Source organism: Rhodococcus sp. C1, assembly GCF_020809065.1.
GTDB lineage: Bacteria > Actinomycetota > Actinomycetes > Mycobacteriales > Mycobacteriaceae > Rhodococcus_F > Rhodococcus_F qingshengii.
Genome location: NZ_CP078080.1, coordinates 3,858,532 through 3,883,947 on the forward strand (window position 1 = coordinate 3,858,532; position 25,416 = coordinate 3,883,947).

The following is a 25,416-nucleotide window of genomic DNA, read 5'->3' on the forward strand; positions in this document are numbered from 1 at the left end:
AGGTCACCCAATTCCAGGAATCAAACGTACGACGAGATCGATCAACCAGATACCGACGAACGGTGTGATCACACCGCCGAGACCGTAGACGAGCAGGTTACGTCCGAGCAACTGCGATGCCGTCGACGGTCGGTATCGAACACCCTTGAGTGCCAACGGAATCAAACCGATGATCACCAAGGCGTTGAAGATCACGGCCGAGACGATCGCCGATTCGGGGGTGGCGAGACGCATGATGTTCAACGCGTCCAGCTGCGGGTAGATGCCGCTGAACAAGGCCGGCAGGATTGCGAAATACTTCGCCAGGTCGTTCGCCAACGAGAATGTGGTCAACGCGCCGCGGGTGATCAGCAATTGCTTGCCGATTTCCACCACCTCGATCAGCTTGGTGGGATCGGAATCGAGATCGACCATGTTCCCGGCCTCTTTGGCTGCCGAGGTTCCCGTGTTCATCGCGACCCCGACATCCGCCTGGGCAAGGGCGGGAGCATCATTGGTCCCGTCACCGGTCATCGCGACGAGACGTCCGCCTTCCTGTTCCTTCCGGATCAGGGCCAGTTTGTCTTCCGGGGTGGCCTCCGCCATGAAGTCGTCGACGCCCGCCTCGTCGGCAATCGCCTTCGCGGTCAACGGATTGTCGCCGGTGATCATGATCGTGCGAATACCCATCGCCCGGAGTTCGGCGAACCTGTCAGCCATTCCCGGCTTGACGACGTCGGACAACGCGATCACGCCGAGGATCGAGGTACTCTCACCATGCTTGACGGCAACTACCAGCGGCGTTCCGCCCGCTTGGGCGATGTCGTTCACGGTGTCGGTCACCGCGCTCTCCGCGTGTCCACCGCCACTGACGACCCAGTTCATCACCGCATCTGCTGCACCCTTTCGGATTTGGCGTCCGGAGTGGTCGAGTCCGCTCATCCGGGTTTGTGCCGTGAACGGAACGAACTCTGCGCGTTCCTCGTCCAGCGTCGGCTCGGCAGCGAGACCGAACTCCGCTGCGCACAGCTCGACGATGCTCCGTCCCTCGGGAGTTCCGTCGGCAAGGCTCGACAAGCGAGCTGCCGCAGCAAGATCGTCGGCGGATACACCGGGCGCCGGATGGAGTGCGGTGGCCCGGCGGTTACCGAAAGTGATGGTTCCGGTCTTGTCCATCAACAGGGTGTCGATGTCGCCCGCAGCTTCCACCGCGCGCCCCGACATCGCGAGAACGTTGCGCTGGACGAGGCGGTCCATGCCCGCGATACCGATCGCCGAGAGCAGCGCTCCGATGGTCGTCGGGATCAGGCAGACGAGAAGTGCGATCAGCTTGATCGGATCCTGCTCGTGCCCCGCGTACAAGCCCATCGGGCCGATGGCTACGACGGCGAGGAGGAAGATGACGGTCAACGACGCGAGCAGGATGTTGAGCGCAATCTCGTTGGGTGTCTTCTGACGTGAAGCACCCTCGACGAGCGCGATCATCCGGTCCACGAACGAACTGCCCGGTGCTGCGGTGATTTCCACGACGATGCGGTCCGAGAGAACCGTCGTACCACCGGTGACGGCGCACCGGTCACCACCGGATTCACGGACCACCGGCGCGGATTCACCGGTGATCGCCGATTCGTCTACGGAGGCAATACCTTCGACCACGTCGCCGTCGCCGGGGATGACCTCGCCGGCAACCACTATCACCCGATCGCCGACCACCAGTTCGGTGCCGGAAACCGATTCGATCGCACCGCTCATCGTGATCCGATGTGCTGTGGTGTCCTGCTTCACCTTTCGCAGGCTCGCCGCCTGCGCCTTGCCGCGCCCTTCGGCCACGGATTCGGCGAGGTTCGCGAAGATCACCGTGAACCAGAGCCACAGGGTGATCACCCAGGAGAACACCGAGGGATCGGCGATCGCCATGACAGTGGTGATGACGGAACCGACGAACACCACGAACATGACCGGGTTGCGGGCGAGGTGGCGTGGGTCGAGTTTGCGCACGGCCCCCGGCAACGCGGTGATCATCTGCCGCGGGTTGAAAACGCCTGCGTGTACTTGACGGGACTGCCCTGGATCAGCCTTGTCGGCGGCGTCTTGCGCTACCACGGGTTTCTCACTGATACGCACGGTCATTGAAGAGCCTCCGCTAGCGGGCCCAGCGCGAGGGCCGGGAAGAATGTAAGTGCAGCAACAAGAACGACGGTGCCGGTCAACAAACCGGTGAACATCGGTCCGGACGTCGGGAGGGTGCCGGCCGTCGGCGCCACCTTCTTCTGCGAGGCAAGAGCACCGGCCAAAGCGAGAACGAAGATGATCGGCAGGAATCGGCCGAGAAGCATGCAGATTCCGAGAGACGACTGGAACCAGTCGCTGGTGACCGTCAGACCGCCGAAGGCGCTGCCGTTGTTGTTGGAGGCGGAGGCGAAGGCGTAAAGCACCTCACTGAACCCGTGGATCGATCCCGGCGTGCCCGGATCTCCCCCATTGCCTTGATAACCGGTGGTCGAACCGAGGATGACGGTGATGGCGGTACCGATCAAGACCAGCGCGGGCATGACCAGAATCGACAGCGCCGCAAGGGTGATCTCGCGTCGACCCAACTTCTTGCCGAGATATTCGGGCGTGCGACCGACCAGCAGTCCGCCGACGAACACTGCGATCAATGCCAGCACAAGAATCCCGTAGAGGCCGGTTCCGACTCCACCTGGCGCAATTTCGCCGAGCAACATGTTGAGCAGGACCGCGCCGCCGCCAAGGGGTGACATGCTGTCGTGGGCCGAGTTCACCGCGCCCGTCGACGTTCCCGTGGTCGCCACCGCGAACAACGCCGATCCGGGGATTCCGAAGCGAACTTCCTTGCCCTCCATCATCGAACCAGCTGCTGTGGCGGCAACACCGCGTGCGCCGGATTCGGCAGCGAGCGTGACTGCGAGCAGCCCGCTCCACAGGATTCCCATCACTGCCAGCAAGGTGAGGCCTTGCCTACGATCCCCGACGAGAGTTCCGAACGTTCGGGTGAGGCAGACCGGAATCAACAGGATCGCCAGGATCTCGACGACATTGCTCAACGGGGTGGGGTTCTCGAACGGGTGCGCCGAGTTGGCAGCCAAGATCCCGCCACCGTTGGTGCCGAGTTCCTTGATCGCTTCCTGGGACGCGACGGGGGCCAGTGCATTGGTCACCGCATTGCCGTCGAGGCCGGTGGAGGCGAAACCGCTGTGGAACGACTGGATCACACCCTGGCTCAACAGGATCAGGGCGATCACGAAGGCGAACGGGAGGAGGATGCGCAGAGAACCACGCGTCAGATCGACCCAGAAGTTGCCGATCTCGCCGCCCCTGGCCACCCGAATGAAGCCGCGAACCAATGCGATGGCCACCGCCATGCCGACCGCTGCCGAGACGAAGTTCTGCACCGCCAGACCGACGGGCTGAACGAAGTTGCTCATCGTCGTTTCCGGCGTGTACGACTGCCAGTTGGTGTTCGCCACAAACGAAATCGCGGTGTTGAACGCTACGGCGGGACTGACCCCGGACAGACCGTCACTGAGCGGCAGTACTCCCTGAATCCGTTGCAGGAAGTACAGGAACAATGCGCTGGCCAGCGAGAATCCGAGAACGCTTGCGGCGTAGCCGTACCACGTCTGCTCGGCCCTGGAGTCGATCCGACCGACGCGGTAGATCACACTCTCGACCCGAAGATCTCGCGTCGACGAGTAAACACGCGCCATGTAGTCGCCCACCGGGACGTAGGCGATTGCCAGAACGACGAGGACAAAAGCGATCTGCAGGCCGGCTGCAATAGCGGGCGACATCAGAACCTCTCAGGATCTACGAGTGCAACGAGCAGGTAAATGACCAATGCCGCGGCGACGGCGATCAGAACCACGCTGACCACACCGGCAACCGTCATTTGGGAGCGCTCGCCTGTAGGGCGCGCAGTACCAGCGCGCACACGAGAAAACCGCCGAGAATCAGAGCAACGTAGGCCAGATCGGCCATGAGCTTCCCTCTTCGAAATCTTTTGCCGTGCTGCTGTGCATCGCAGCCATGACGCGCGGTCGCCCTCGACCGGATGCGCTCTCTCAGCTTCGACCTCCGGAAAGGCCGATTCCGCGTCTCTGACGATCCGCTTACGCACTGACCTGGCGTCTTGACGCGATCTTGACGCGAAACCGAAGTTCACTAATACTGAAACAAGTTACTGTTCGTTCGAACGAACAGTTTTGCGAAGGGAACCTGATGACTTCTCGAACCGACCACGATCTCGCCCCCGGTCTTGTCGACCAGGTTGCGAGCCTGGCCTCGGGCGCTACCTCGTCCGTCGCGGCCACCGAGGCAACGCTGAGCCGGATCGAGGCCACTCAGCCTCACCTCAATGCGTTCAAGATCGTGCGGCGAGAGAAGGCACTCGAGGAAGCTGCCGAGGCCGACAGACGTCTCGCACGCGGCGAGCGTCTGCCGCTGCTCGGTGTGCCGATCGCAGTAAAGGACGACGTCGACATCACCGGCGAACCCACGGCCTTCGGTTGCCCTGGCGATTTCCCGGCCAAGACCGAGGACTCGGAGATGATTCGACGCCTCCGCGACGCCGGCGCAGTGATCGTGGGCAAGACCAACAGCCCGGAATTGGGCCAGTGGCCGCTCACGAGCGGTTCAGCCTTCGGTTACACGCGCAATCCGTGGTCGCGTCACCACACTCCAGGCGGATCGTCGGGCGGCACCGCCGCGGCCGTCGCCGCCGGATTGGTCAGCGCCGGAATCGGTTCCGACGGAGCCGGTTCCATCCGAATCCCCGCGGCCTGGACCAACCTCGTCGGAATCAAACCGCAGCGCGGGCGCATCTCAACCTGGCCCGACGCCGAAGCGTTCTACGGCCTGACGGTCAACGGACCGCTCGCTCGCACCGTCGCCGACGCGGCACTGTTGCTCGACGTCGCTGCCGGCAACCACGACGGCGACCTCCACAAGCCGACACCGGTGACGGTCAGCGACGCGGTGGGACGCGACCCCGGAAAGCTGAAAATCGCTCTTTCCCTTCGTAATCCGTTCACCGCCACTCCCGTGAAGCTGGACCCGGAAGTGCGCCTGGCCGTGCATTCGATCGCCGAAACGCTGCGGGAGCTCGGACACCACGTCGTCGTCGACGATCCCGCATACGGCCTGATCTTCGGCCTGAACTTTCTGCCCCGCTCGCTCGTCGGGGTCCACGACTGGCTCGGACGCGTTCCCGACCCGAAACTGGTCGATGCCAGAACACGCGGAAATGCCCAGAACGGCAAGCTACTTCGCGGCGCACCTCTGCGCGCGGCCCGCGCGGCCGAGCCGCGGATGCGAAAGCGGATCGGAGCGATCTTCGACACCTACGACGTCGTCCTGGCACCCACGACGGCAACTCCACCGATCATGGCGACCGCGATCGACGGCATCGGTGGCTGGGACACCGACAAGGTCATGACCGGCGCCTGCCCCTACGCGTGGCCGTGGAACGTCCTCGGCTGGCCCTCGGTCAACGTGCCGGCCGGATTCAGCAAGGCCGGCCTGCCCATCGGTGCGCAGTTGATGGGCAACGAGAACACCGAACCTCTGTTGGTCTCCCTCGCTTCACAGTTGGAATCGGTCCTGCGTTGGGATCAGGTCCGACCCGAGCCGTGGTGGTGACCCGATGAGTAACCGGGACGTTCGCGAGCGAATACTCGACGCCGTTCTGCACGTCGTCGGTACCGACGGCATCCCGGGTGTGAGCAACCGGCGCATCGCCGCGCAGGCCGGCGTCTCACTCGGATCGATCACGTATCACTTCGCCAGCCAGTCGGACATGCTGCGGGCCGCGCTGTCTCGTTTCGTGACCGACGAGACGACGCGCCTGCGCGCCTTGGCCGAGGAGTACCGCGACAAAGGTCTGAGCGTCGAGGACGCCGCGGCAATAGCCGAAAAGGTGACGCGAGATCTTTCGTTCTCGGCCGAGCGGATCGCGCCGTTCGAGATGTACATCGCCGCCGGGCGCGACCACGAACTCCACGAAGTCGCCGTCGAATGCTTCGCCGCCTACGACGATTTGACCGTCACGATTCTGACGGCACTCGGTGTACCTGATCCGGAGTCGATTGCATCGACGCTCGTCGCCGTCATCACCGGCCTCCAACTCCGACGCCTGGCCACCGGCGTCGACGAGCAGGACATCGGCGCGGCAATCCTCAGGGTCCTCCGGCCCTAGAAGCCCAGCCGGCCGAGCTGCTTCGGGTCGCGCTGCCAGTCCTTGGCGACCTTGACGTGCAGCTCCAGGAAGATCCGCACACCGAGCAGCTTCTCGATCTGCAGGCGCGCACTGGTACCGACTTCCCGCAGACGCGCTCCGCCCTTACCGATGACGATGCCCTTCTGACTGGGCCGCTCGACGTAGAGCAGTGCATGCACGTCGAGCATCTCGCCCTGCTTCTCGGTGCGTCCCTCGCGCGGGATGACCTCCTCGATCACCACAGCCAGGGAGTGCGGCAATTCTTCGCCGAGCCCCTCGAGCGCAGCCTCACGGATCAGTTCGGCCATGAGCACCTCTTCGGGCTCGTCCGTCAGTTCCCCGTCCGGGTAGAAGGCCGGGCCCTCGTCCATCAGACCGGCGAGGACGTCGACCAGGATCTCGACCTGTTCACCCGACTTCGCGGACACCGGAACGACCTCGGATTCGGGGCCGAGCAGGGTGGACAGCGCGAGCAACTGCTTTCCGACGGCGTCGCGGCTGACCTTGTCGATCTTGGTCACGATGCCGACAAGCTTGGTCTTGGGCGCCATCTGACGGACCTGCTGCACGATCCAGCGGTCTCCGGGCCCGATGGCCTCGTCGGCCGGGATGCACAGGCAGATGACGTCGACCTCGGAGTACGTGTCGCGAACCAGGTCATTGAGGCGCTGCCCGAGCAAAGTGCGGGGCTTGTGCAGTCCAGGGGTGTCCACCAGGATCAGCTGCGCATGCTCGCGGTGAACGATGCCGCGAATCGTGTGGCGCGTCGTCTGCGGGCGCGAGGACGTGATCGCGATCTTGCTGCCGACCAACGCGTTGGTCAGCGTGGACTTGCCCGTATTGGGTCGACCCACGAAACACACGAAGCCTGACCGGAATTCGTTCTTGCTCATAACTGCTCCTCGCTGAACTCTCGCTCAGTCATCGGTGTCTTCTGTCTCTTCGTCTTCGGACGGCGGGATGCGCTGCACGAACACCGTGCTGATGCGTACCCGGCCTCGGCCCGTATTGGTTCCCTCGCCGCGCAGGATCAAACCGTCGTACTCCACTTCGGAACCGGGAAGTGGCACTCGGCCGAGTACGTATCCGATCAGCCCGCCGACGGTCTCCACCTCGTCGAGTTCGAGTTCGAGATCGAACAATTCACCGAGGTCTTCGATGGGAAGTCTCGCGGATACGCGGAACATTCCGTCACCGAGATCCTCGATGGGCGGCGTCTCGTCCTCGTCGTACTCGTCGGCGATCTCACCGACGATCTCTTCGATGACGTCCTCGATCGTGACGAGCCCGGCGATTCCGCCGTACTCGTCGACGAGTATCGCCATGTGGTTGCGGTCGCGCTGCATCTCGGCCAGCAAGCTGTCGAGCGGCTTCGAGTCGGGAACGAAGACGGCGGGCCGCATGACGTCGCAGACGTTGACGTTCCGGCCGCCGTCGGGCAGGTGGTAGGTCTGCTTGACCAGATCCTTGAGGTAGACGACACCGAGCACGTCGTCGACGTTCTCCCCGATGACCGGCAGGCGCGAGTGACCACTGCGGACGGCCAACGACGTCGCCTGCCCGGCATTTTTGTCGTTCTCGATCCACACCATGTCGGTGCGCGGCACCATCACCTCGCGTGCCGACGTGTCTCCGAGCTCGAAGACGGACTGGATCATTCGGCGTTCTTCGTCGGCCACGACGCCACGTTCCTGCGCCATGTCCACGAGTTCACGCAACTCGATTTCCGACGCGAACGGGCCGTTGCGGAAGCCCTTACCCGGGGTCAATGCGTTACCCACGAGGATCAGGACGCGACTGATCGGCCCGAGCAGAACCCCGATCCACAGCAGTGGCAGCGACGCGGCCATCGCGATGGAGTACGCATGTTGGCGCCCAAGCGTTCTCGGTCCGACGCCGATGACCACGTACGAGACGAGAACCATGATCACCGCGGTGACGGTCAGTGCCCAGCCCAGCGAGAGGACGTCGATCAGGCCGCCCACGAGTACGACGGTGGCCGTGATCTCGCACAAAATGCGAAGCAGGACCATCAGATTCACGTATCGCGGACGATCGGTCAGGATGCGTTGCACTCGCGCGGCGCCGGCTCGCTCTTCCTTTGCCATCTCGTCGATCCGCGCCGACGAAATGGTGTTGAGCGCCGAGTCGACGGCCGCGAACACACCACCGACCGGGACAAGAGCAATCGCCAGAACAAAGAGCGCTATGGCGCTACTCACTACAGAACCCCCGGATAACTGTTATCGGTCCACTCCGTCGACGAAACCGGTCTTACCGAGCAGCTTCTGATCGCGTTCGGCCAGTGCTGCTTCGCGGTCGATACGGCGAAGGTCTTCGTACCACTCTTCGAGGAGGCTGTTCTGCAAGCCGAACATCTCCTTCTCCTCTTCCGGCTCCGCATGGTCGTAGCCGAGAAGGTGCAACACACCGTGGACGGTCAGGAGGGCAAGTTCGTGAGCCAGTGAATGCCCGGCCTTGTCAGCCTGATCCGCGGCAAAAGACGGACACAGCACGATGTCGCCGAGCATCGACGGCCCCGGCTCGGGGGAATCGGGACGGCCACCCGGCTCGAGTTCGTCCATCGGGAACGACATGACGTCGGTCGGACCCGGCAGGTCCATCCAGCGAACGTGCAGATCCGCCATCGTCGCGGAGTCGACGAGAACCATCGACAGCTCGGCCGCCGGATGGACATCCATCCGAGCGATCACGAAACGGGCAACGCTGATCAACTCCGGTTCGGAGATGTCCATGCCCGATTCGTTCGAGACCTCGATGCTCATGTGCGACGCTCTTTCCTGGGAAAAGTAGGGGTTGATGCGTCGCTCAGCCTACCGTCGCGGTGAATGAGCATGTGCAGCGCGGCGCTGCGCCCGGTTTCCGACCGCCAACTCGCCGGACCGATCCGATTCGTGACGCTCGTAAGCGTCGACGATGTGAGAGACCAGCCGATGACGTACGACGTCGCTGCTGTCGAGAGTGGCGAAATGAATATCGTCGATCCCGGTGAGGATTTCGGATGCCGCGCGCAGACCCGAACGGGCCCCGCCCGGCAGATCGACCTGGGTCACGTCTCCGGTGACCACGATCTTGGAACCGAACCCGAGGCGGGTCAGGAACATCTTCATCTGCTCGGCCGTGGTGTTCTGCGCTTCGTCCAAGATGATGAAGGCGTCGTTGAGCGTCCGGCCACGCATGTAGGCGAGCGGAGCGACCTCGATGACTCCGGCCTGCATCAACTTCGGAATCGCCTCGGGATCCATCATGTCGTGCAATGCGTCGTGCAGCGGGCGGAGATACGGATCGATCTTCTCGTGCAGCGTGCCGGGCAGAAAGCCCAGTCGCTCCCCGGCCTCGACTGCCGGCCTGGTCAAGATGATCCGAGAGACCTGCTTGGCCTGCAACGCCTGAACGGCCTTGGCCATGGCGAGGTAGGTCTTGCCGGTACCGGCCGGGCCGACTCCGAACACGATGGTGTTCTCGTCGATGGCGTCGACGTAGCGTTTCTGGTTGAGGGTCTTCGGCCGAATCGTCTTGCCCCGACGCGAAAGAATGTCGAGGGAGAGCACCTCGGCCGGAGACTCGCCGACCTCGTTGGTGAGCATGCCGATGGTTCGTCGAACAGCGTCCGGAGCAATGGGCTGCCCCCGACCGGCCAGCGACGCCAATTCACTGAACACACGTTCTGCCAGCGCCACGTCTGCAGCCGTCCCCGATAAGGAGATGGTTCCGCCACGTACATGAATGTCGGCACGAAGCTCACGTTCGATCGCGGTGAGATTCTCGTCCGTCGCCCCCAGGATTTGACGCACGGTCTCCGGCGCCAGATCCATACTCGAACGGACGGTGCGCTCTGCGGGCAGAGCGCGCTCGGTGATGGTGGTTACACGGTTCCCGTCGAGTTCACTGTGTTCACTCACGTGGTGAATATGGCCTGCTTTCTGGTCCGATCAGCCCACTCGACTCGTGAGCCTCGATACTTCGAAGTCTAGCGCCAGAGTCGGACACGGCCCACTTGTTAATCGTCCCGGCCTAATCCTCGCGGCGACCGGACGGCAGCGATTCGCGGATCCACTCCGACGCTTCGGCGACGATCTCGGAGCTTCTGTCCGGACTGATACCCGCGATGACCAGGCACACGGCGGCAAAGGATTCGCCCGAGTCCGTGATGAGCCCACTGTTGGCCTGATCGAACAAAGTGATCGTGATCGCCTCGGTCATCGCTACCAGAGTCTCGGCCGGCAGGTATTTCGAGAAGGTTCCGTCACGCTGACCGCGCTCGACGACGCTGATACTCACGGCGCGCGCGGGCTCCATCAGATCGAGAATCCGCTGCTCCCCCAACTCTTTGCGAGCAAAGCTGAGCAGCATCCGGAAGCGATCACCGACCGGCCATGACAGCAATGCCAGTACGGCAGTCGCCAGATCCGGGCGCTCGGGCGGCTCGCCGGCTTGGCTCAGCGCAGCTACGAGATCGGTCGACGCCTCGTCCACGATGCCGTTGATCAGCGCCTCTCGGCTGTCGAAATGCGCGTACACGGTTCGCCTGACCACACCGGCGGCCTTTGCGACGTCGTCCATGCTCGCATCCGGATCAGCAGCGAACGCCGTGATCGCCGCCTCGATGATGCGATTGCGATTGGCCGCGGCCTGACTACGACGCTGCCGTCCGCCCGATTCGGCAGTTCCCGAAACGACTGTGCCCGAATGCGTCAACGCGCGTTCCACCTCTTTCGACTGCCCAACTGTGATCTAGGTCAATCATAGTTGCACATCGGTGTGCAAGTTATTAACTTACACATCAGTGTGCAAATAGATCGAGGAGTGTCTTCGATCATCAGGAACGGAGTCGCGTCATGACGACACTCATGAGCAAACCTGTCTCGGAGATGGACCAGCCGTACTCACGGCGGTGGGCCGCGCTCGGGGTGTTGTGCCTGAGTCTGCTGATCGTCGTGATGGCGAATACCGCGCTGATCGTCGCGGCGCCGGACATGACCAGAGACCTCGGCCTCACCAGCACGCAACTTCAATGGGTCATCGACGGCTACACCGTCCCCTACGCCGCATTGATGCTGCTGTTCGGCGTGATCGGTGACAAGTACAGTCGCCGCGGCGCACTTCTCGCCGGACTCGCCGTGTTCGCCGGCGGCGCCGTCTTCGGCAGCATCGCGGACACCACCAACGCCGTCATCGCGGCACGAATGATCATGGGCGTCGGCGCCGCGATCATCATGCCCGCGACGCTTTCGCTTCTGGTCGCTACCTTTCCCAAAGCGGAGCGATCACGCGCCATCGCGGCGTGGGCGGCGACATCGGGTCTCGCGATTGCACTCGGTCCGCTGTTGGCCGGATGGATTCTCGACAGTCATTCCTGGAGCATCACTTTCCTGATCAACGTCCCGATCGCCGCAGTCGCTGCCGTCGCCGCCGTAATTCTGGTGCCGCCGAGCAAGGCCGAGCACCTGGGCCGGATCGACTGGATCGGCGGCGCACTCTCGGTGGTCACCATTGGCTCGCTCGTGTACTCGATCATCAACGGATTCCACTTCGGGTGGACCGGCGGACCCATCGGTGCCGCCGTACTCGCTGCGATCGGCCTCGTCTCGTTCGTCGTCTGGGAACTGCGTCACCCGCAGCCACTGCTCGACGTCCGTAAGCTCGGCCAGCGCATGGTCGGCGGCGCGACGCTCGCCGTACTTCTGCTGTTCCTGGCCGCCTTCGGCGCCATCTACTTCATCTCACAGCAGTTCCAGTTCATCCTCGGCTACGGCGCACTCGAAACCGGTGTTCGTCTGCTGCCCTTGGCAATTGCCGTTTCGATCGGCGCCGTTGTCAGTGGGCGGATCACTCCGCTGATCGGCGTCCGGGCATCCATCGTCGGCGGCATGGTGGTCGCCGCGATCGGCGTTCTGATTCTCACGCAGGTCGACGGCGATTCGGGCTACTGGATGTTCGCAGTCCCACTGATCCTGCTCGGCCTGGGCATCGGTCTCAGCGAACCGCCGGCCACCGACGCCATCATGGACAACTTCTCCGAGGACGATCTCGGTGCTGCGGGTGGCCTCAACGACACCGCCATCGAACTCGGCGGCTCGCTGGGTATCGCGATCCTCGGCTCGATCCTCGCTGCGAGCTACAAGGATTCGATTGCCGGATTCATCGATGGAATGCAGGTTCCGCAGTTGACGGGCGAACTTGCACAACAGGCCGCGTACGCGATGGAGGTGTCGGGCGAATCCGTCGGCGGCGCTTCGTTGGTCGCCGAAGAGATGGCAGGCAACCCGTTGGCTGCAGCTCAGGCAGGGCCGTTGCTCGACGCCGCAGGCAGTGCCTACGCCGACGCGATTTCGGCGGCCAGTTGGGCGGGCGGTCTTGCACTGTTCGTGGGGGCAGTTGTCGTGGCGTTCATCCTGCCGGGCAAGAAGGCCCCTGTGGAAGTGGACCCCGCGTCAGTCTGACGTGCTCGGAGCCAGCGGGTCTTCGGCGAGAACCAACTCGCGGGAGACCCGCCACGACTCGGTCGAGGGTGAGAGAAATGCGTCGTGTCCTTCGCCCTCGATCACACGCAGTGCCACGGGATCACCAGCCGCTTCCGCGGCTTTCGCGTACCGGGAGCTCACCTTGGCCGGCACCTGCAGATCCTCCGCACCCGTGACGCACACAACGGGGACGCCGATCGGCAATCGATGCTGCGGCGACGCACTGCGATACAGATCCGGGTCCGCGTCGAACGGAACGCCGAACAGATCCTCGATGAAGCTGATCCGTCGTCCACGCTCGCCTGCCGACGCCAGATCGAGTGCGGCCGCCTGTGCGATGACCCGTTCAGGCCGGGTGAACGTGTCCTTCTCCCCCGCCAGCCACACTGCAAGATGTCCTCCGGCCGAATGCCCGAGCAAGCGAATCTGATTCAGATCCAATTCGGCCGAGGACTTCCCGGCAACCAGTCCGGGGATTTCGTCGTACGCCGTTTTCACGTCGGCGGACATCTCCGGCCAACCACCGCCCGCCCCGAGACGGCGGTATTCGATGTTCCACACCGCGACGCCGTGCCGCGCGAGTTCGACGGCAAATGCGGTGCCCAGAGTCAATCCGTACTGCCCGCTCCAGAAGCCGCCGTGGATCTGCATGACGACCGGGATCGGGCCGTCAGCGACTCCGTCGGGAACGTAGAGATGCCCGAACTGCTGCTCGTGTCGGCCGTACGGAATCTTGAATCGAGGCACCGAGGAAATCTATCTCAGGCGAGGGCGCTGCCTGCGGCCCAGTCTGCCCAGGAAAGGGTCCAGTCGCCGTTCTGCCACACCTCCAGCGGAGCGCCGCCGGTGTTCTTGATCTCGACGACATCTCCCGGCTGCGAGAAATCGAAGAACCATTTGGCATTGGCCGCACTGAGATTGAGGCAACCGTGCGAGGTGTCGGTGTTTCCCTGCGCCCAGACGGTGCTCTCCAACTCGTGAAGATAGATACCGTCGGTGCTGATGCGGGTGGCCCAGTTGATGGATTCCTTGTAGCCGAGGCGCGAGTTGATCGGCAGACCGTAGGTCGACGAATCCATGATGACGGGGTTGGCCTTGTCCATCACGGTGTACGTGCCGGGCTGGGTCCAGAACGAGAGCGTCGTGCCGCCGATCGTCTCGGTGCCGCCCATTCCCATCGAGGTCGGCATTTCCTTGATCACCTGACCGTTTTCGTAGACGGTCACCATCTTGGTGTTGTCGTCGGCGACCGAGACGTGGGAGTCGCCGATTTTGAAGGACACGGTGTCGTCCTGCTGGCCGTACAGTCCGTTGCCGAGCTGCTTGCCGTAGATGTTCGCATTCACCGAGACCGTCGTGCCTGGTGCGTAGTAGTTCTGCGGTCGCCAGTGAACGTTCTGACCGTCGACCCAGTACCACGATCCCTGTACGGGCGGATTGGTTGTGACCAGCAGAGACTTCTCGGCCGCGGCCTTGTCACCGATCAACTCGTCGAAATGAACGGCGACGACGGTGCCGACACCGTACGTGCCACCGTCCGATATCGAGGCGCCACCGGTGGTGTTGATGTACGCCCGGGTCTGGTTACTCGGCGCGACGGTGGTCAGCGTCGTGTTCTTGGTCGTGGCAACACCATTCGCGTCGACGACGTCGACGACCAGCTTGTAAGTCTTGCCGTATCCGAGTGGTTCGCTCGGTTTCCAGGACGTCTTGTCCGGCGTGGTGATACCGGCGACTTCCTTACCCTCGGGATTGGTCAGCGCGACGGTCGTCAGTGTTCCCTTCGCGACCTGGACCTCGATGGGGTCGAGTGGACTCACCGGAGTTCCGCCGTCCGCCGGTGTGACGGTGACGAGCGCCTCGCTGGTCGGGGTAGTGGTGACGGCGCTGCTGGAGGAACCCGTGTTGTCTCCGGTGGAGACCGTGCACCCCGCGACGAGCATCAACGCCGCCGCGGCACACACCGCTCCAACGATTCGCATATGCGCACGTGACAACATCTGGCCTCCTGAAATCCCCGAACCAACTCACGCCGAAGGCGACCCCCGACGTCCTTACGATAGTGCGCAAATCTGACACTTCGCTGAGCGCCGGATCCGATTCAGCTCGGGATCACAACAAGATCAGTGCAGTGGCCGTGGTCCCCAGCGATCGGTCAGCACTCCGATCGCGCCCAGAGCAACAGCCCCGGCGGTCGACGTGCGCAGGACCGTCGGGCCGAGAAGCACCGGAGTGGCCCCGGCCTCCGACAACGCGTTGATCTCCGAATCGTCCAGCCCACCTTCGGGACCGACAACCAGAAATACCTCGTCCGCGCTCGCCAGCGGCAAACCGGCCAACGGCGTCGTCGCCGATTCGTGAAGCACCGCAACCACAGCGCCACGGGCAACGGCGTCACGAACCAACGCGATCACCGCCGGCGTCTTGTGCAGTTCCGCAATTTCCGGGACGAACGCGCGTCTGGACTGCTTTGCCGCAGACACTGCCGCACTTCGCCAGCGTGCGACGCCCTTGGCGAGCTTGGGGCCCTCCCACTTGGCGACACAACGCAAGGACTGCCACGGGATCACCGCGTCGATCCCCGCCTCGGTCGCCAGTTCGACGGCCAACTCGGAACGCTCGGCCTTGGGAAGTGCCTGAACGAGGGTCACCAACGGCTTGGGCTGCTCGAGAACCTGAACGTCACTGACCAACAGTTCCAGGCGGTCCTTGCCGACGCTCGTCACCTCGGCGTCGGCCACCCGGCCACGGCCGTCGGCCAACACCAATCGCTCGCCGACGCCGATCCGGCGGACAGTGGCCGCGTGGCGACCCTCCTGTCCGTCCAGAACTGCGATTTCACCGACGCCGGGAACCGGGTCGAGAAAGAAGACCGTTGCGGCCACCGTCAGCGGCCGCTGAATGCTTCGCGAAGACGCGAGAACAATCCACCGCTGTTCTGCGAGGCCGTCGAGACAACCTCGGCCTCGTCACGATCGCGGAGCAGCTTGAATTCCTTGAGCAGCTTGGACTGCTTGTGATCGAGACGGCTCGGGATGACCACCTCGAGGTGAGCGTGCACGTCGCCGCGCACTCCCGACCGCAGTTTCGGCATGCCATGACCGCGAAGAACAGCAACGTGTCCGGGCTGGGTGCCTGGCTCGATGGTGATTTCCTTGGGGCCGTCGATGATGGTGTCGACGGTGACAGTCGTACCGAGCGCTGCGTCGACCATCGGAACGCGGATCGTGCAGTGCAGGTCTTCACCGTCTCGAACGAAGACGTCGTGCTGCTGCTCGACGATCTCGACGTAGAGGTCGCCGGGGTGTCCGCCGCCCGGGCCCACTTCACCCTGCGCGGTCAAACGGATACGCATGCCACCGGCGACGCCCGCGGGAACCTTCACGGTGATGTCACGCTTGGCCCGAACTCGGCCGTCGCCGCCACACTTGTGGCAGGGATCCGGGATGGTCTCACCGGCACCGCGGCACGTCGGGCAGGGACGCGAGGTCATGACCTGACCGAGGAACGAGCGCTGGATGGATTGAACTTCGCCGGCACCGTTGCAGGTCTCACAGCGGACAGGCTTGGAGTCGCCGTTGGTTCCGGCTCCGGTGCAGCTGTCGCACAGAATGGCCGTCTCGACGGTCACGTGCTTGCTGACTCCCGTCGCACATTCTGCGAGGGTCAGCTTGGTGCGAAGCAACGAGTCGGCTCCGGGCTGAACGCGACCGCGCGGCCCACGACCTGCGCCGCCACCGCCGCCGAAGAATGCTTCGAAGACGTCGCCGAGGCCGCCGCCACCGAATCCGCCGCCGAAGCCACCACCGCCGCCACCACCGGACTCGAGCGGGTCTCCGCCGAGATCGACGATGCGACGCTTCTCCGGGTCGGTCAGGACCTCGTAGGCCGTCGAGATCTCCTTGAACTTGGCCTGCGCCGCCTCGTCAGGGTTGACGTCCGGGTGCAGTTCGCGTGCCAGCTTGCGGTAAGCGCGCTTGAGCTCCTGGTCTGTCGCGTTCTTGTCGACGCCGAGCAATCCGTAGTAATCCCGTGCCACGTTGAGTCTCTCGTCCTTCTCTTACTTCTAGGTTTTCCTCAGTCCTCGCGAGGAGGCGTGCCGACGAATGTCGACGTCCGTCATCGCTCGGAGAGAACTTCGCCGATGTATCTGGCAACGGCGGCAACCGATGCAATTGTTCCCGGATAGTCCATCCGAGTGGGTCCGAGCACACCGACACCACCGAAAACGGTACCGGCCGCGCCGTAGCCAGTCGAAATCACGGAGGTTCCGCGCATCTGTTCGACCTGCGTCTCTTCACCGATCTGAACGGTGACCGTGCCGGAGTTCTGCGTCGCAGCGAGCAGTTTGAGGACCACTACCTGCTCTTCCAGTGCTTCGAGCACTGCGCGCAGCGAACCGGGGAAGCCGGCCAGACCGGAGAAATCGGCGGCGTTGCGCGTGAGATTCGAGGTTCCGCCCAGAACGAGGCGATCTTCCGGATGCTCGACCAGGGTCTCGACCAGAACCGTTGCCGAGCGGATCACGGCGTCGCGAAGGTCGGCCGGAGACTCGTCGGCCAGTTCCGCCACGGCAATCGACGCGGCGGCCAGGCGCTTTCCTTCCAGTGCTCCGCCGAGAAGCGTGCGCAACCGGGAAAGGTCTTCGTCTTCGAGGACGTCTCCGAGTTCGACGATTCGCTGATCGACGCGGCCGGAATCGGTGATGAGAACGAGAAGCAGGCGCGCCGGCGTCAAAGCGACCACCTCGAGGTGGCGAACCGACGACGCGGACAGCGACGGGTACTGGACAACCGCGACCTGACGGGTCAGTTGCGCGAGCAGTCGCACACCACGACGCAGAACGTCGTCGAGGTCGACACCCGACTCCAAGAACTCGAGGATCGCTCGACGCTCGGGCCCGGACATGGGCTTGACGTCGGCGATGCGATCGACGAATTCGCGGTATCCCTTGTCGGTGGGGACGCGGCCGGAACTGGTGTGCGGTTGGGCGATGTAGCCCTCGGCCTCGAGGAATGCCATGTCGTTGCGCACAGTGGCGCTCGACACTCCGAGGTTGTGACGCTCGACCAGTGCCTTGGATCCCACCGGGTCCTGGGTGGAGACGTAATCGGCCACGATTGCACGTAAGACCTCGAAACGCCTGTCGTCGGTACTCGACATCGTTGCCACCTCCGTTTCCTGAAAAGAACGAACGCCGACATTTACACATCGGTTTCCACTGGCAGTCTAATCGCCCGAGCGCCAGAGACGGCTGTTGCCCTTACTGTGGAGTGAGATCGGCGAAAGGTCGATCGCACAACCATGGACAAGGCGGCACATGATCTTCAAAGGCGTGATGGACGGCAAACCGTATCCCGATCACGGACTGTCTCTACGCGACTGGTCGAAGTTCCCTCCACGTCAGGTTCGACTCGACGAGATCGTGACCACCACGAAGGTCCTCGAACTCGATCGCCTGCTGTCGGAGGACTCGACCTTCTACGGCGATCTGTTCCCGCACGCAGTGCAGTGGCGCGGCACTCTCTACCTCGAGGACGGTCTGCACCGAGCGGTTCGTTCGGCCCTGCGAAACCGCGTCGTGCTGCACGCGCGTGTCTTCGACTTCGACGCGATGCCCGGTGTCATCGAGGGAGTCCGCTGACGCTCACGCGACTCGGGTACCGAGACTCAACCGACGAACGCGAGCAGTGCGGGATTCGTCTGCCCCGGCCAGGTTCCGGTGAGCGTTGCCGAGCCTGACACTCGATCTGCGTCGATCACTCTCGCCACAGTCAGTTCCAGGCTTCCCGCGCGGATGATCGTGTCGGTGCCGACTGTCGAGCAGGTCACGGATTCCACTGCCGGTACGGAAGCGCCGGCCGTACCGCTGCCTACTACGTGAGCCGTCACGGGGATGTGATCGGCGGTGTCCGCGAAGACCAGTTCGACTCCGGCCCCACCCGTCAGAATCGCGGTCGCCACCGCGCTGACGTAGACCGGATCACAGCATGCGTCGTACACCCACCGTTCGCCGAGTACCGAATGATCCATGGTCGCGATCAGCGCGGTCTCCGCCCCGTCCAGCGGAGCACCACGATAAGTGAGCGGGACCTGAAGAATTCGACCGTCGGCAGAGCGCATCAGGTGCGTCTCGATTCCGACCTCACCGTCCGGGTCGTCGAAACGATAGGCGTCGACGCGTTCGAGCGTCGAACAGTCGACCGACCCGAGCCACGGCTGCTTGGGCACCCACGCTCGGAGCAGGTCGTTCTTGGACGGATTCAGCTGCGCACGATGAATGATGGCCACCACGGCCACGTTACGCGGCGAAGGATGGTTGCGCGTCAGGTCAGGATCGTGCGAATCACCGCATCGGCGAGCAGGCGACCACGGTCGGTGAGAACCACGTGATCGTTCTCGATCACGGCCAACCCGTCGACTACCACCTGTTCGGCCGAAAGACGTTCGGATGCAGACAGTTCCGACAACGGAAGTCCCGTACGCAACCGTGCGGTCAGCATGACTCGCTCCATGTGTTCGTCCTCGGCGGTCAGTTCTTCGCTGCCGCCGACGGGAAGTTCGCCGAGCGCCAACTGTTCCGCGTACCGCGCCGGGTGCTTGACGTTCCACCACCGCACTCCGCCGACGTGGCTGTGCGCGCCCGGACCGGCACCCCACCAGTCACCGCCGTCCCAGTAGCCGAGGTTGTGACGACACCGGGTGTCACCGGAGTCCGCGGTTTCCGCCTTTGCCCAGTTGGAGACCTCGTACCACCGCAAGCCTGCCTCGGACAGGCGTGAATCGATTCGTTCGTACCGCGAGGCCAGCACGTCGTCGTCCGGGGCGGGCAGCTCGCCGCGCCTGACCTTGCGAGCCATGGCGGTGCCGTCCTCGACGATCAACGCGTAGGCCGAGACGTGATCGACATCGGCGGAGAGAACCGCATCGAGAGAGGCGTCCAGATCTTGATCGCGCTCCCCTGGCGTTCCATAGATCAAATCCAAGTTCACGTGCGAAAAACCAGCTGCGCGAGCCTCTTTCGCGGCAGCGACGGCGCGACCGGGAGTGTGGGTGCGGTCGAGGATCTTCAGAACGTGCTGGGCGGCCGACTGCATGCCGAGGGAAATCCGGGTGAATCCCGCACTGCGGAGAGCACCGAAGAACTCCGGCGACGTCGATTCGGGGTTCGATTCCGTGGTCACTTCGGCGCCGGACGCCAAGCCGAAGCTGCTCCGCACCGCCGACAGCACGTCGGACAATCCGTCGCCACCGAGCAGCGACGGCGTTCCACCGCCCACGAACACCGTCTCCGCCGCCGGGGCGCCCGTCATCTCGGCCGCGAGATCGAGTTCGCGCCGCAGACCCTCCAGCCACGACTGCGGCGACGCCGAGGTTCCGAGCTCACCGGCCGTGTAGGTGTTGAAATCGCAGTACCCACACCTGGTGGCACAGAACGGGACGTGGATGTAGATCCCGAACGGCCGTTTCCCGACACCCTCGAGCGATCGCGCGGGCAAGGCGAAGGGCGTCGCCTCGCTCTGTCGAGTGGGAGTCGTGCTGGTGGCATTCACACCTCCAGTGTCCCAGCATCCGGAACGCACACCTATTCAGCCTGCGATGCAGGTCGGCGTACGGCTTGAACTCGATATTTCCCCCGTTTTTCGTGGAAATATGCGCCCGAGTCGGAATTATCGAGTTGACGTGGCACAATGGACCGCATGACCGGACTCGGAGTGCGACTTGTGGCGCGTCGCCATGTCGACTTCAAGCGTGTGTGCAGCTCGTCGTGTCTGCACCTGTGTAGCTGTTGATCTTTCACTGATCTTCCAGCCTTTCCCGCTCATCTCCATCTGCTTCACCGAAACACTCTCTGCAGAGACATGCCTTTTCAGGGACGCAGCTTCTCCAGCTGTTCGTTTTCGTGAGCACACCTGCCGGCCGCGAGCTTTCCGAGACCGAGGACAGCCCCCTCGATTTCCGACACGGACCGGTGCGTCCCGATCAGACACCGCCACAGTTCATCGATAGTGCGTGCCGCGTGCCGATCAACCGCCCAGATCCAGGAGTTCATCGATGACGTCGACCACCGACGCCGCCACACCCGCCGATTCGGCAGCAGCTGCCGAAGCCCGGCCTGCACGCGCTGCGCGTCCCGCCAAGCGTCGCGCCGAAGGTCAGTGGGCCCTCGGTTACCGCGAGCCTCTCAACGCCAACGAGCAGGCCAAGAAGGACGACAACCCGCTCAACGTTCGGGCCCGCATCGAGAACATCTACTCCAAGCAGGGCTTCGACAGCATCGACAAGGGCGACCTTCGCGGCCGCTTCCGCTGGTGGGGTCTCTACACCCAGCGCGAAGAAGGCTACGACGGCACCTTCACCGGCGACGAGAACATTGACCTGCTCGAGGCCAAGTACTTCATGATGCGCGTGCGTTGCGACGCCGGCGCTCTGAACGTCGAGCAGCTGCGCACCATCGCCGGTATCTCGAAGGAATTCGGCCGGAACACCGCCGACCTGTCGGACCGTGAGAACGTTCAGTTCCACTGGATCGAAGTCGAGAACGTCCCGGAGATCTGGAAGCGCCTCGAAGCCGTCGGGCTCAAGACCACCGAAGCGTGCGGTGACTGCCCTCGCGTCGTCCTCGGTTCTCCCCTGGCCGGCGAATCGCTCGACGAGGTCCTCGATCCCACCCCGGCGATCGACGAGATCGTGCGCCGCTACATCGGCGACCCCAAGTACTCCAACCTGCCGCGCAAGTTCAAGACCGCTATCTCCGGTCAGCAGGATGTTGTTCACGAGATCAACGACATCGCCTTCATCGGCGTGAACCACCCCGAGCACGGCCCGGGCCTCGACCTCTGGGTCGGCGGCGGACTGTCCACCAACCCGATGCTGGCGCAGCGCGTCGGCGCCTGGATTCCGCTCGACGAGGTCCCCGATGTCTGGGAGGGCGTCGTCTCGATCTTCCGTGACTACGGCTACCGCCGTCTGCGCGCGAAGGCCAGGCTCAAGTTCCTCGTCAAGGACTGGGGTATCGAGAAGTTCCGCGAGGTTCTCGAGACCGAGTACCTGAAGCGTCCGCTCATCGACGGCCCCGCGCCCGAGAAGCCCAAGCGCCCGATCGATCACGTCGGTATCCAGAAGACCCGCAACGGCCACAACGCAGTCGGTTTCGCTCCGATCGCCGGCCGCGTCTCGGGAGACATCCTGGCTCAGGTCGCCGACGCCGCCGAGAAGGCCGGCAGCGACCGGATCCGCTTCACTCCGTACCAGAAGCTGATCATCCTCGACGTCGCCGACGAGACGCTCGAGCCGCTCATCGCCGATCTCGACGCGCTGGGTCTTCCCGCCCGTCCGTCGCACTGGCGCAAGAACCTGATGGCCTGCTCCGGCATCGAGTTCTGCAAGCTCTCGTTCGCCGAGACCCGCAAGCGTTCGCAGGTGCTCGTGCCCGAACTCGAACAGCGTCTTGCCGACATCAACAGCCAGCTCGACGTGCCGATCACCATCAACATCAACGGTTGCCCCAACTCCTGCGCTCGCTCGCAGATCGCCGACATCGGCTTCAAGGGCCAGCTCGTCGACGACGGTGAGGGGAATCAAGTCGAGGGTTTCCAGGTTCACCTGGGAGGCAGCCTCGGATTCGACAGCGCCTTCGGACGCAAGCTGCGCCAGCACAAGGTCACCAGCGTCGAGATGGGTGACTACATCGACCGCGTCGTACGTCAGTTCGTCAAGAACCGCAACGAAGGTGAACGGTTCGCCGAATGGGCAGTGCGCGCAGACGAAGGAGATTTGCGATGACAGTGGACATTTCGCGAGCAACTGCCGACGAGCTTCGGTCCATCGCCGAGCGCGGTGCAATAGAACTCGACGGAGCCAGCGCACAGGAACTGTTGCAGTGGACCGAGGACACGTTCGGTGACTCGTACATCGTGGCGTCGAACATGCAGGACGGGGTGTTGGTTCACCTTGCCGCACAGGTGCATCCGGGCGTCGACGTACTCTTCCTCGACACCGGCTACCACTTCCCGGAAACCATCGGCACGCGTGACGCGGTCGAGCAGGTGTACGGCGTCAACGTCATCAACGCTCGTGCGCTGGCAAGCGTCGCCGAGCAGGATGTCGCCGAGGGCAAGGATCTGTTCGCCCGTGATCCCAACCGCTGCTGCGCACTACGCAAAGTCGCGCCGCTCAAGCAGACACTGTCCGGGTACAGCGCGTGGGTGACCGGCATCCGCCGCGTCGAAGCGCCCACCCGCGCCAACGCTCCCCTGATCTCCTTCGACGAAGCCTTCGGACTCGTGAAGATCAACCCGATCGCTCCCTGGTCGGACGAGGAGATGCAGAACTACATCGATACCAATTCCATCCTCGTCAATCCCCTTGTCGACGAGGGATATCCGTCCATCGGCTGCGCACCCTGCACCAGCAAGCCAGCCCCCGGCAGCGATCCGCGTAGCGGTCGTTGGGCCGGTGCCTCCAAGACAGAATGCGGGTTGCACGCATCATGACAGTTGACTTGACACCTTCGCGGCCTCAGCTCGACGGCACACAGTTCGATACTCTCGATGCCCTCGAGTCCGAAGCGATCCACATCTTCCGAGAGGTGGCCGGCGAGTTCGAACGCCCGGTCATTCTCTTCTCGGGCGGTAAGGACTCCACCGTGCTGCTGCACCTGGCGATCAAGGCATTCTGGCCTGCGCCGTTGCCGTTCACCCTGCTGCATGTCGACACCGGCCACAACCTGCAGGAAGTCCTCGACTTCCGCGACCACGTGGTGGCCAAGTACAACCTGCGCCTGCACGTGGCCAGCGTCGAGGAGTACATCGCGGACGGCCGCCTCACCGAGCGTCCCGACGGTATCCGCAATCCTCTGCAGACCGTGCCGTTGCTGGACGCGATCTCCGAGAACCGCTTCGACGCCGTCTTCGGTGGCGCTCGCCGCGACGAGGAGCGGGCCCGCGCCAAGGAGCGGATCTTCTCGCTGCGCAACGCTTTCGGTCAGTGGGACCCCAAGAAGCAGCGCCCGGAACTGTGGAACCTGTACAACGGTCGCCACTCCCCCGGCGAGCAGGTGCGCGTCTTCCCGCTCAGCAACTTCACCGAGCTGGACATCTGGCGTTACATCGCCCGCGACAACGTCGAACTCGCCAGCATCTACTACGCCCACCAGCGTCCGGTGTACCAGCGCGACGGCATGTGGATGACGCCCGGCGTCTGGGGTGGACCGGCTGACGGCGAAGAGCTGCAGACCCTTTCGGTGCGTTACCGCACCGTCGGCGACGGTTCGACCACCGGCGCAGTCCTCTCCGATGCCGCTGACAACGAGGCCATCCTGGCCGAGGTTGCGGCATCACGTTTGACCGAGCGCGGCGCGACCCGTGGCGACGACCGAGTTTCCGAAGCGGCCATGGAAGACCGCAAGCGAGAGGGCTACTTCTGATGAGCGATCTGCTCAGACTGGCAACTGCCGGCAGCGTCGACGACGGAAAGTCCACCCTCGTGGGCCGTCTGTTGTACGACACGAAATCCGTTCTCGCCGACCAGATCGACGCCGTGACCCGTGCGTCGGTGGACCGCGGTCTCGACACCCCTGACCTCTCGCTCCTGGTGGACGGACTGCGCGCCGAGCGTGAGCAGGGCATCACCATCGACGTGGCGTACCGCTACTTTGCGACCCCCAAGCGCACCTTCGTGCTCGCCGATACACCGGGCCACGTGCAGTACACCCGCAACACGGTCTCCGGTGCCTCGACGGCTCAGCTCGTGATCCTGCTGGTCGATGCTCGCAAGGGCGTCATCGCGCAGACTCGCAGGCACGCAGCGGTTCTCGCGTTGCTCGGTGTCCCGAAGCTCGTTCTCGCCGTGAACAAGATCGACCTCGTCGAGAACCCCGAAGAGGTCTTCACCTCGATCTCCGCCGAGTTCAACGAACTCACCAGCTCACTTGGCTGGGCAAGCGAAGACGTCGTCGAGATCCCGGTGTCGGCACTGCACGGTGACAACGTCGCCATCCGCTCCGACAAGACCCCGTACTACACCGGCCCCACACTGATCGAGCACCTCGAGTCGATTCCGGTCGACGCCGAGCCACATCGCGTCGGTCTGCGTTTCCCGGTGCAGTACGTGATCCGCCCCCGCACCGCAGAGTTCCTCGACTACCGCGGCTACGCCGGTCAGGTCGCTGCCGGTTCCGTCGTGCCCGGCGACGAAGTGGTGATCCTGCCCTCGGGTACGCGCACCACCGTCACACGTATCGACACGGCCGACGGCGAACTGGACGTCGCCCACGCCGGACGCAGCGTCACGCTGATCCTGGCCGACGACGTCGACGTCTCACGCGGCGACACCATCGCATCGCCGTCCGACGCACCCGAGCCGATCGGCGAATTCGACGCCACTGTCTGCTGGCTGGCCGAGAAGTCGCTGCGCCCCGGTGCACGTCTGCTGCTCAAGCACGGCACGCGAACGACGCAGGCCATCGTGGGCAGCTTGGTGGAACGCTTCAACGAGCAGGACCTCACCACGGATCAGGGCCCGGACACTCTCGAGCTCAACGAGATCGGCAAGATCTCGATCCGGGTGGCCGAGCCGATCGTGGCTGACGACTACGCCGTCAACCGCCACACCGGCAGCTTCCTGCTGATCGATCCCGCTGGTGGAAACACTCTCGCAGCCGGCCTGGTGGGCGACGTCATTTCCGCTGTCGAATTGGGCGAGCGCGTCTAAGTC

The 25,416-nt window shown here is 63.8% G+C and carries 23 protein-coding genes; 8 read left to right on the forward strand and 15 right to left on the reverse strand.

Features of this window, described 5'->3' with window-relative positions:
- Positions 1-3: 3 nt before the first annotated feature.
- The 3 genes from kdpB to kdpF are packed head-to-tail and all read right to left on the reverse strand — an operon-like array spanning position 4 to position 3,889.
- Positions 4-2,109 (reverse strand): potassium-transporting ATPase subunit KdpB, encoded by a 2,106-nt coding sequence (gene kdpB / locus KTR60_RS17615; protein WP_228401094.1) that lies wholly within the window; start codon positions 2,107-2,109, stop codon positions 4-6.
- Positions 2,106-3,791 (reverse strand): potassium-transporting ATPase subunit KdpA, encoded by a 1,686-nt coding sequence (gene kdpA, locus KTR60_RS17620; RefSeq protein ID WP_228401095.1) that lies wholly within the window; start codon positions 3,789-3,791, stop codon positions 2,106-2,108. The genes kdpB and kdpA overlap by 4 nt, the downstream gene beginning before the upstream one ends.
- Positions 3,791-3,889, reverse strand: a complete 99-nt coding sequence (gene kdpF, locus KTR60_RS17625) for a K(+)-transporting ATPase subunit F (protein ID WP_007731078.1) — start codon at positions 3,887-3,889, stop codon at positions 3,791-3,793. The genes kdpA and kdpF overlap by 1 nt, the downstream gene beginning before the upstream one ends.
- A gap of 329 nt (positions 3,890-4,218) precedes the next feature.
- Here kdpF and KTR60_RS17630 point away from each other — a divergent pair, with 329 nt between their 5' ends.
- Positions 4,219-5,637, forward strand: coding sequence for an amidase (locus KTR60_RS17630; protein WP_228401096.1), 1,419 nt, complete (start codon positions 4,219-4,221; stop codon positions 5,635-5,637).
- A 4-nt stretch (positions 5,638-5,641) separates the two neighbouring features.
- On the forward strand, positions 5,642-6,193 hold the full coding sequence (locus KTR60_RS17635) for a TetR/AcrR family transcriptional regulator (RefSeq protein WP_030536607.1): 552 nt from the start codon (positions 5,642-5,644) through the stop codon (positions 6,191-6,193).
- Here the strand turns inward: KTR60_RS17635 and era are convergent.
- From era to KTR60_RS17660, 5 genes are all read right to left on the reverse strand, one after another.
- A complete protein-coding gene (gene era / locus KTR60_RS17640; protein ID WP_003944451.1) occupies positions 6,190-7,107 on the reverse strand; it encodes a GTPase Era in 918 nt (305 codons plus the stop codon). The two genes, KTR60_RS17635 and era, sit on opposite strands and share 4 nt — an antisense overlap.
- Before the next feature lie 24 nt (positions 7,108-7,131).
- Positions 7,132-8,436, reverse strand: a complete 1,305-nt coding sequence (locus KTR60_RS17645; RefSeq protein ID WP_003944509.1) for a hemolysin family protein — start codon at positions 8,434-8,436, stop codon at positions 7,132-7,134.
- Positions 8,437-8,457: 21 nt separating this feature from the next.
- The gene (gene ybeY, locus KTR60_RS17650; protein ID WP_003944525.1) at positions 8,458-9,000 is read right to left on the reverse strand and encodes an rRNA maturation RNase YbeY; all 543 of its coding nucleotides are present in this window, start codon (positions 8,998-9,000) and stop codon (positions 8,458-8,460) included.
- A gap of 48 nt (positions 9,001-9,048) precedes the next feature.
- Positions 9,049-10,137: a PhoH family protein gene (locus tag KTR60_RS17655; protein WP_003944580.1), complete on the reverse strand. Its 1,089-nt coding sequence runs from the start codon at positions 10,135-10,137 to the stop codon at positions 9,049-9,051.
- 112 nt (positions 10,138-10,249) lie between these two features.
- Entirely contained in the window at positions 10,250-10,945 is a 696-nt protein-coding gene (locus KTR60_RS17660; RefSeq protein WP_007731067.1) for a TetR/AcrR family transcriptional regulator, read from the reverse strand.
- A gap of 128 nt (positions 10,946-11,073) precedes the next feature.
- On the opposite strand from KTR60_RS17660, the gene KTR60_RS17665 reads away from it, so the two are divergent.
- Entirely contained in the window at positions 11,074-12,678 is a 1,605-nt protein-coding gene (locus tag KTR60_RS17665; RefSeq protein WP_054187677.1) for an MFS transporter, read from the forward strand.
- Here the strand turns inward: KTR60_RS17665 and KTR60_RS17670 are convergent.
- The 5 genes from KTR60_RS17670 to hrcA all read right to left on the reverse strand — a co-directional run bounded on the left by KTR60_RS17670 (position 12,670) and on the right by hrcA (position 17,862).
- On the reverse strand, positions 12,670-13,446 hold the full coding sequence (locus KTR60_RS17670; protein ID WP_042924086.1) for an alpha/beta hydrolase family protein: 777 nt from the start codon (positions 13,444-13,446) through the stop codon (positions 12,670-12,672). The two genes, KTR60_RS17665 and KTR60_RS17670, sit on opposite strands and share 9 nt — an antisense overlap.
- 14 nt (positions 13,447-13,460) lie before the next feature.
- Positions 13,461-14,699, reverse strand: coding sequence for a L,D-transpeptidase (locus KTR60_RS17675; protein WP_054187678.1), 1,239 nt, complete (start codon positions 14,697-14,699; stop codon positions 13,461-13,463).
- 123 nt (positions 14,700-14,822) lie between these two features.
- Positions 14,823-15,584: a 16S rRNA (uracil(1498)-N(3))-methyltransferase gene (locus KTR60_RS17680; protein WP_125051435.1), complete on the reverse strand. Its 762-nt coding sequence runs from the start codon at positions 15,582-15,584 to the stop codon at positions 14,823-14,825.
- Positions 15,585-15,586: 2 nt separating this feature from the next.
- Positions 15,587-16,738 carry a molecular chaperone DnaJ gene (gene dnaJ / locus KTR60_RS17685; RefSeq protein WP_003944460.1) on the reverse strand — a complete coding sequence of 384 codons (1,152 nt, stop codon included), beginning with the start codon at positions 16,736-16,738 and terminating at the stop codon, positions 15,587-15,589.
- Between the two features lie 80 nt (positions 16,739-16,818).
- On the reverse strand, positions 16,819-17,862 hold the full coding sequence (gene hrcA, locus KTR60_RS17690) for a heat-inducible transcriptional repressor HrcA (RefSeq protein WP_003944583.1): 1,044 nt from the start codon (positions 17,860-17,862) through the stop codon (positions 16,819-16,821).
- A gap of 157 nt (positions 17,863-18,019) precedes the next feature.
- Here hrcA and KTR60_RS17695 point away from each other — a divergent pair, with 157 nt between their 5' ends.
- On the forward strand, positions 18,020-18,343 hold the full coding sequence (locus KTR60_RS17695) for a type II toxin-antitoxin system VapB family antitoxin (protein WP_003944521.1): 324 nt from the start codon (positions 18,020-18,022) through the stop codon (positions 18,341-18,343).
- Between the two features lie 26 nt (positions 18,344-18,369).
- On the opposite strand, the gene KTR60_RS17700 is transcribed toward KTR60_RS17695, so the two are convergent.
- Positions 18,370-18,990 carry a CG0192-related protein gene (locus tag KTR60_RS17700; protein ID WP_054187696.1) on the reverse strand — a complete coding sequence of 207 codons (621 nt, stop codon included), beginning with the start codon at positions 18,988-18,990 and terminating at the stop codon, positions 18,370-18,372.
- Positions 18,991-19,025: 35 nt separating this feature from the next.
- A complete protein-coding gene (gene hemW, locus KTR60_RS17705; RefSeq protein ID WP_042450186.1) occupies positions 19,026-20,252 on the reverse strand; it encodes a radical SAM family heme chaperone HemW in 1,227 nt (408 codons plus the stop codon).
- Positions 20,253-20,754: 502 nt separating this feature from the next.
- Here hemW and KTR60_RS17710 point away from each other — a divergent pair.
- The 4 genes from KTR60_RS17710 to KTR60_RS17725 are packed head-to-tail and all read left to right on the forward strand — an operon-like array spanning position 20,755 to position 25,413.
- Positions 20,755-22,485, forward strand: coding sequence for a nitrite/sulfite reductase (locus tag KTR60_RS17710; RefSeq protein ID WP_042450188.1), 1,731 nt, complete (start codon positions 20,755-20,757; stop codon positions 22,483-22,485).
- Positions 22,482-23,195 (forward strand): phosphoadenylyl-sulfate reductase, encoded by a 714-nt coding sequence (locus KTR60_RS17715; protein WP_047270796.1) that lies wholly within the window; start codon positions 22,482-22,484, stop codon positions 23,193-23,195. Before KTR60_RS17710 ends, KTR60_RS17715 begins: the two co-directional genes overlap by 4 nt.
- Positions 23,192-24,127, forward strand: coding sequence for a sulfate adenylyltransferase subunit CysD (gene cysD / locus KTR60_RS17720; protein WP_007731054.1), 936 nt, complete (start codon positions 23,192-23,194; stop codon positions 24,125-24,127). Before KTR60_RS17715 ends, cysD begins: the two co-directional genes overlap by 4 nt.
- Entirely contained in the window at positions 24,127-25,413 is a 1,287-nt protein-coding gene (locus tag KTR60_RS17725; protein WP_020969973.1) for a sulfate adenylyltransferase subunit 1, read from the forward strand. The genes cysD and KTR60_RS17725 overlap by 1 nt, the downstream gene beginning before the upstream one ends.
- Positions 25,414-25,416: the final 3 nt, after the last annotated feature.